This window comes from Treponema sp., assembly GCF_024696245.1.
Lineage (GTDB): Bacteria > Spirochaetota > Spirochaetia > Treponematales > Treponemataceae > Treponema_D.
Window position 1 is genome coordinate 23,731 of record NZ_JAILGZ010000074.1, and the last position, 6,213, is coordinate 29,943.

The 6,213-nt window shown below is 39.2% G+C and carries 6 protein-coding genes; 4 read left to right on the plus strand and 2 right to left on the minus strand.

All coding sequences use genetic code 11. The features are described 5' to 3' along the window. Positions 1-47 precede the first annotated feature (47 nt). The 3 genes from K6D58_RS05185 to K6D58_RS05195 all read left to right on the plus strand — a co-directional run bounded on the left by K6D58_RS05185 (position 48) and on the right by K6D58_RS05195 (position 3,431). A complete protein-coding gene (locus tag K6D58_RS05185; RefSeq protein ID WP_296828322.1) occupies positions 48-674 on the plus strand; it encodes a LolA family protein in 627 nt (208 codons plus the stop codon). Then, a complete protein-coding gene (locus K6D58_RS05190) occupies positions 646-2,997 on the plus strand; it encodes an MMPL family transporter (protein ID WP_296828324.1) in 2,352 nt (783 codons plus the stop codon). The genes K6D58_RS05185 and K6D58_RS05190 overlap by 29 nt, the downstream gene beginning before the upstream one ends. Positions 2,998-3,059: 62 nt before the next feature. Beyond that, positions 3,060-3,431, plus strand: coding sequence for a RidA family protein (locus K6D58_RS05195; protein WP_296828325.1), 372 nt, complete (start codon positions 3,060-3,062; stop codon positions 3,429-3,431). Positions 3,432-3,568: 137 nt separating this feature from the next. Here the strand turns inward: K6D58_RS05195 and pta are convergent, their stop codons facing one another. Then, on the minus strand, positions 3,569-4,594 hold the full coding sequence (gene pta, locus K6D58_RS05200; protein WP_296828327.1) for a phosphate acetyltransferase: 1,026 nt from the start codon (positions 4,592-4,594) through the stop codon (positions 3,569-3,571). An 80-nt stretch (positions 4,595-4,674) separates the two neighbouring features. After that, positions 4,675-5,697 (minus strand): branched-chain amino acid aminotransferase, encoded by a 1,023-nt coding sequence (locus K6D58_RS05205; RefSeq protein WP_296828328.1) that lies wholly within the window; start codon positions 5,695-5,697, stop codon positions 4,675-4,677. A gap of 231 nt (positions 5,698-5,928) precedes the next feature. On the opposite strand from K6D58_RS05205, the gene K6D58_RS05210 reads away from it, so the two are divergent. After that, positions 5,929-6,171 carry a TIGR03905 family TSCPD domain-containing protein gene (locus K6D58_RS05210; RefSeq protein ID WP_296828329.1) on the plus strand — a complete coding sequence of 81 codons (243 nt, stop codon included), beginning with the start codon at positions 5,929-5,931 and terminating at the stop codon, positions 6,169-6,171. Positions 6,172-6,213 lie beyond the last annotated feature (42 nt).

Below are 6,213 nucleotides of genomic sequence, written 5' to 3' on the forward strand. Positions count from 1 at the left end.
AGGTTAACTACTTCTTCAAGTTTAATAAATATGCTATCCTATACGCTATGAAAAGCTTTATTAAACATGCATTATGCCTGCTGATACTTGGTGTTTCAGCAACAGTTTTTGCCCAGGAAAAACCACTGGACAAGATTTTAACTTCGATTACATCTCATAAAATTACTACAGGTGATTTTAATCAGGAAAAATATTCCTCTGCATTAAAAAAGCCCCTTAAGTCCTCCGGAACATTTATCTTCTCTCAGGACAAGATTCTCTGGCGTACATTAAAGCCAATGAAAACTTCCATGGCTGTTACACCGGAATATATAATTCAGACAGCAGCTTCCGGAAAACGTTCCGTAATCGAAAGCTCATCTTCTGAACTTTTTGGAACAGTTGCTTCTGCAATGACTTCTATTTTCTCCGGAGATTCTTCCCTTGTAGAAAACTATTTTAATGTATCAGTAAGTGAGGGTAAGGAATGGGTTGTTACCCTTGAACCAAAAGATGCAACAATTTCTTCTTCACTTAAACAGATTATAATTGAAGGTGATTATGCCGGAACAAAAGCCCAGCTTAAAACCCTTGTAATAAAGCAGAGCGATACTGACTACACTAAATATAATCTCAAAAATATAAAATACAAAGAGACCCTCTCAAATGAAGACCAAGCTTACTTTATCAAATAAGTTCTTTACTGCTGCATGGATTATTTTCCATGCAACACTTATTCTTTTATTTTCCGTTTCACTTTTCTTTACAGACGGCCTTCAGCTGGACGCAGACCTTTTTAACATGCTGCCATCCAACAACCTTAATAAAGCCGCAAAGATTGCAGACAAAAACATAACTTCTACCAGTGGCAAAAGTCTTTTTATTCTTTCTACCCATGAAGACTTTTCCAAGGCAAAAGAAGGTGCAGAGATTGTCTACAATAAACTCAAGGACAGTTCAAAGTTTGAAAGCGTAAGTCTTTATTCCGGAACTGCAGACGACATGTCTTCCTACCAGGAATTTCTTGAAGAATGGAGATACAATCTTCTTTCTCCGGAAGTAAGGGAAAAGATTTCTACACAAGAAGGTGCAGAAGATTTTTCAATGGAAGCCTTAAGCAGTATTTACGGTGCCCTTAGTTTTGGTACCCCTGCCGATCCGGAAAACGATCCATTCTTCCTTGACAACACTAACCTTATGACTTACCTCAAGTATGCCCAGAACGCAGGCCCTGCAATGCAGCCTAAAGACGGTGTGCTTGCCAACCGCTGGCCTCTTGATGAAAATGGAGAAGCAACTGAAGAAACTAAGTGGAACGTAATGATCCGCCTGCAGCTTTCTGATGAAGGTGCAGCTCTTGCCAGCAAAAAAAATGCAGTTCCTTTAATTTATGATGTTTGTCTTCCTTTAGAAAAAGACGGCCTTAAATTTATTTTTTCAGGAACAACATTCCACAGTTACAGAAGTTCCTCTGATGCAACAAATGAAGTATCTGTGATTTCTGCAGTATCAGTAATAATGATTGTTATTATGATGCTTGTAGTATTCAGAAGTCCCCTTCCTATTCTTGCATCAGTATTCTCAATTTCAGTATCCATGTTTACGGCTTTCTGTACTACCCACTTTGTATTTGGTGGAGTACACATGATGTCCCTGGTATTTGGAACATCCCTTATTGGTTCTTCAATTGACTATACCCTTCACTTCTTTATTAACTGGAAGGGCCGCAGAAAGATGAACTCAGGAAGAAAAATCCGTGCCCATCTCTTTAACGGACTTTTCCTTTCTCTCCTTTCTACAGAAATTTGTTATGCCCTTCTTATGGGTGCACCTTTCCTTATGCTTAAGCAGGTTGCAGTATTCTCATTTACCGGTATCTTAAGTTCATTCCTTACAGTAACAGGACTCTTTACACTTCTTAAGATTCCACCAAGAGAAAAGCGCACTATTTCTATCCTTAACAGAATTAACTTTACAATTCCAAATAAAAAAGTTACTGCAAAATTAATTACAATTGTGCTTCTTGCTTTTTCTGCAGCAACCCTTTTTATCTGCAGGGACAGGATTTCCATTAAGAATGACTTTACAGCCCTTTACCAGCCAAAAGGCCGCCTTAAGTATGACGCAGCAAAGGCATTCCAGATTCTTAACTACAACCCAACCTCATGGTTTATCGTAAGCGGTGACTCAGAAGAAGAAGTTCTTCAGCGTGAAGAAAAAATCATGAAGTCCCTTGAAGGAAAATCTTTTATCTGTACAGCATGCTTTGTTCCTTCAATTAAATCTCAGGAAGAATCTTACCAGGCTTCAAAAAACCTGATTAACCTTAAAGACTACCGCAGCGACTACCTGGAATTTGATGACCAGATGGAAGAAAGCTTTACAAAAGATTTTGAAAAGCGTCAGGGAAAATACCTTACACCAAAAGAAAAATTCCCTTCTGCAATTCAAAGTGTTCTTGATATCATCTGGATCGGCCGTCACCAGGGAAAATATTATTCCCTTGTTCTCCCTGCAATCGTTCAGCCAGAAGAAGAAGCTGAGTACAATGCCATTGCAGATGAAGACAGCAACATCTATTTTGAAAACCGCGTTAAGGACATAAGCTACGGTCTTGACCGCCTGTCTTTAATGATTACAGAAATGTTCCTTATTGCCTTTGTAGTAATCTTTATCGTTCTTAAAGTATTCTACAGCTGGAAGGACACACTTAAGATTGCATCTGTTCCGGCAATTAGTGTCCTCATGATTACATCTGTATTTACAATTGCAGGACTTAAGATTGAATTCTTCTGTATTACCGGTATGATTTTAGTCTTTGGTCTTGGACTTGATTACATCATTTACAAAATGGAAAACAAGGAAAGCAAGGCAGAAACTTTTGCCATTGCCCTCTCCTTCTTAACAACGGCATTCTCTTTTGGAGCAATCATGTTCAGTTCCTTTATGCCGGTTCATGTACTGGGAGTTTCTATCTTTGTAGGTCTTGTAACATCATTCCTGCTGACCATCATATGATAAATCATTAAACTATAGCTGCTGGTTATTCCGGCAGCTTTTTTTTTATAAAGGAGAAACTTATGGAAAAAATATTTACAGACAAGGCACCTGCTGCAATCGGACCTTATTCCCAGGCAATTAAATCAGGCAGCTTTATTTTTACAAGCGGTCAGATTCCCCTTATACCTGCAACAGGAGAACTCTGCCAGGGAACAATAGAAGAACAAACCCATCAGGTATGTAAGAACCTCTCGGAAGTTCTTAAAGCTGCAGGCAGCAGCATGGACAAAGTTGTAAAGACCACCTGCTTCTTAAAAAATATTTCTGACTTTGCAGCCTTTAATAAAGTATACGAAGAATATTTTCTAAGTAAGCCTGCCCGCTCCTGCTTTGAAGTTGCAGCCTTACCAAAAGGAGCACTTCTGGAAGTAGAAGTTACAGCTGAGTGTTAAGATTCAATATAAAAAAAGGACAATAAAAAATCCGGACAAAAAAAACGGCAGCTTTAAGATTTTATAAAGTACAATTTACTTTTAATCTTAAAACTGCCGCTTTTATTGTATAAGAAATTTTTCTTACAAACTTTTACTTATGCCTGAAGAGCTGTTACTGCAACTGTATCAACGATTTCGTCAACGTTACAGCCACGGCTTAAGTCATTAAGAGGCTTTGCAAATCCCTGACAAACAGGACCAATAGCCTTCCATCCACCCATGCGGGCACAAATCTTGTAACCGATGTTACCAGCATTAATGTTAGGGAAGATAAATGTATTTGCATGACCTGCAACTGCACTGCCAGGAGCCTTAAGTTCACCAACTTCTGGAGCAATAGCAGCGTCAAACTGGAATTCACCATCAAGAGCAAGTTCAGGAGCCTTTTCTTTTGCAAGACCAACAGCTTCTACAACCTTACCTACAGTGTTAAGTCCCTTTGCATCTGAACCAGAACCCTTTGTAGAGAAAGAAAGAAGTGCAACTTTTGGTTCGATTCCTGCAATCTTTTTAGCTGTGTCAGCAGAAGCAATGGCAATGTCTGCAAGTTCTTCTGCACTTGGTTCAATGTTAATTGCACAGTCACCAAATACTGCGATTCCGTCAGAAAGATATTTGTTTCCACCTTCTGGAGCAACCATGATAAAGCATGAAGAAACTGTCTTAATGCCAGGTGCAGTTTTAATAACCTGAAGTCCAGGACGGAGAGTATTTGCTGTTGAATGGCATGCACCACTAACAAAACCATCTGCATCGCCAGCCTTAAGAATAAGGGCACCGTACATAGTGTAATCTTTAAGGGCAGCAGCTTTTGCAGCAGCTACATCAGCATATTCTGGAGCACCTGTTTTCTTATTGATTTTTCCTTCGCGGGCCTTATAAAGAAGTTCTGCATATTTGTCGGCATTTGAATCATTTGTAGGATCAACAATTGTAACACCTGTCATATCAAAACCAAACTTTTCAATTTCTGCTTTGTTTCCAAGAAGAATAATTTTAGCAATGCCTTCTTTTACAACAAGAGAAGCAGCTTCTACAACACGTTTGTCTTCACCTTCGCAAAGTACGATTGTTTTTCCGGCAGCCTTAGCTTTAGCACGAAGCTCTTTTACAAAATCCATATTTCTTTCCTTTTATAAAAAAATTTTATGTTAAAAAAAGTGCCGCATTTTACTGCAGCACTTCTTTCAATTCAGTTTAATTAAGCAATCTGAACAACCCAGCCTTCTGGAGCTTTTTCTGTACCCATCTGAATTCCAGTAAGGGTATCACGAAGCTTTCCGAGGACAGGACCGAATTTTTCCATTCCACTTGGAACCATAATAGAAGTTCCGTGATCATCAATCTGACCTACAGGAGAAATTACAGCAGCTGTTCCACAAAGACCAACTTCTACAAAGTCCTTAAGTTCGTTCTTGTTTACCTGACGTTCTTCTACTTCGATACCAAGGTATTCCTTAGCAACGATTAAAAGTGAACGGCGTGTAATAGAAGGAAGAATTGAGTTTGACTTAGGAGTTACAAGCTTTCCGTCTTTTGTTACAAAAAGAATGTTTGCTCCACCAGTTTCTTCAATGTAAGTATGAGTAGCAGGGTCTGTATACATGTTTTCTGCATAACCGCACTTGTGAGCGTCTACAATATTGTGAAGGCTCATTGCATAGTTAAGACCGGCTTTAATATCACCAGTTCCATGAGGAGCAGCACGGTCAAGATCAGAAATGCGAACCTTAATTGGTTTAACTCCGCCCTTAAAGTAAGGACCTACAGGAGTTACAAGAATCCTGAACTGATATTCATCAGCAGGCTTTACACCAATAACAGCATTGGCACCAAACATATATGGACGAATGTAAAGTGTTGCACCGGAACCATAAGGTGGAACCCAGTCAATATTTGCTTTTACAACGTCTTTTACAGCCTGAATGAATTTGTCCTTTGGGAATACAGGCATTTCAAGGCGGGCACAGGAATCTGCCATGCGGTCTGCATTAAGGTCAGGACGGAAGCACACCACTTTACCGTCTGCAGTAGTATAGGCTTTAAGCCCTTCAAAACAAGTCTGTGCATACTGAAGCACACCGGCACATTCGTTGAGAGTAATAGTGTGGTCAGAAGTTAAAGTACCTTCATCCCATTTACCATTCTTAAAATTTGCAACGAAACTCTTGGAAGTTTCCATGTAACCAAAAGGAAGGCTTCCCCAGTCAAGATCCTTTGCCATATCGTCACCCCTTAAAAAAATAATTTTAAATTAGACCTTTACATTATATTCCTTTATCAAACATTTGTTAATACAAAGGAAGAATATTATTCAAAACAAAAAGCCGGCCAGCCACCAGTCGCCATTACAGCCACCAGAACCATTTACAAAGCTGTTACGTCAAGAAAGTTGGAAATTTAGAAAGATATTCCACTTACATAAAAGACCCATTCACTATAGAATTCAGGCCCTATGGAAAAGATAACTTATACAACAAGAGGTACCTGCGCCGTAAAAATCGAGTTTGAAAAAGACGGAGATATCATTCACAACATTAAGTTTACAGGAGGCTGCAACGGCAACTTAAAGGCAATTGCAAAACTCTGCGAAGGAATGACCTCTAAAGAAATCGTTGCAAAACTAAAAGGCAATACCTGCCGTGACAAACCAACATCCTGCGCTGACCAGCTTGCCCTGGCAGTTTCAATTAATTAAAGTAAGACGGTGCTTCTGTTTAATACAGGAGCATTTTTTTTG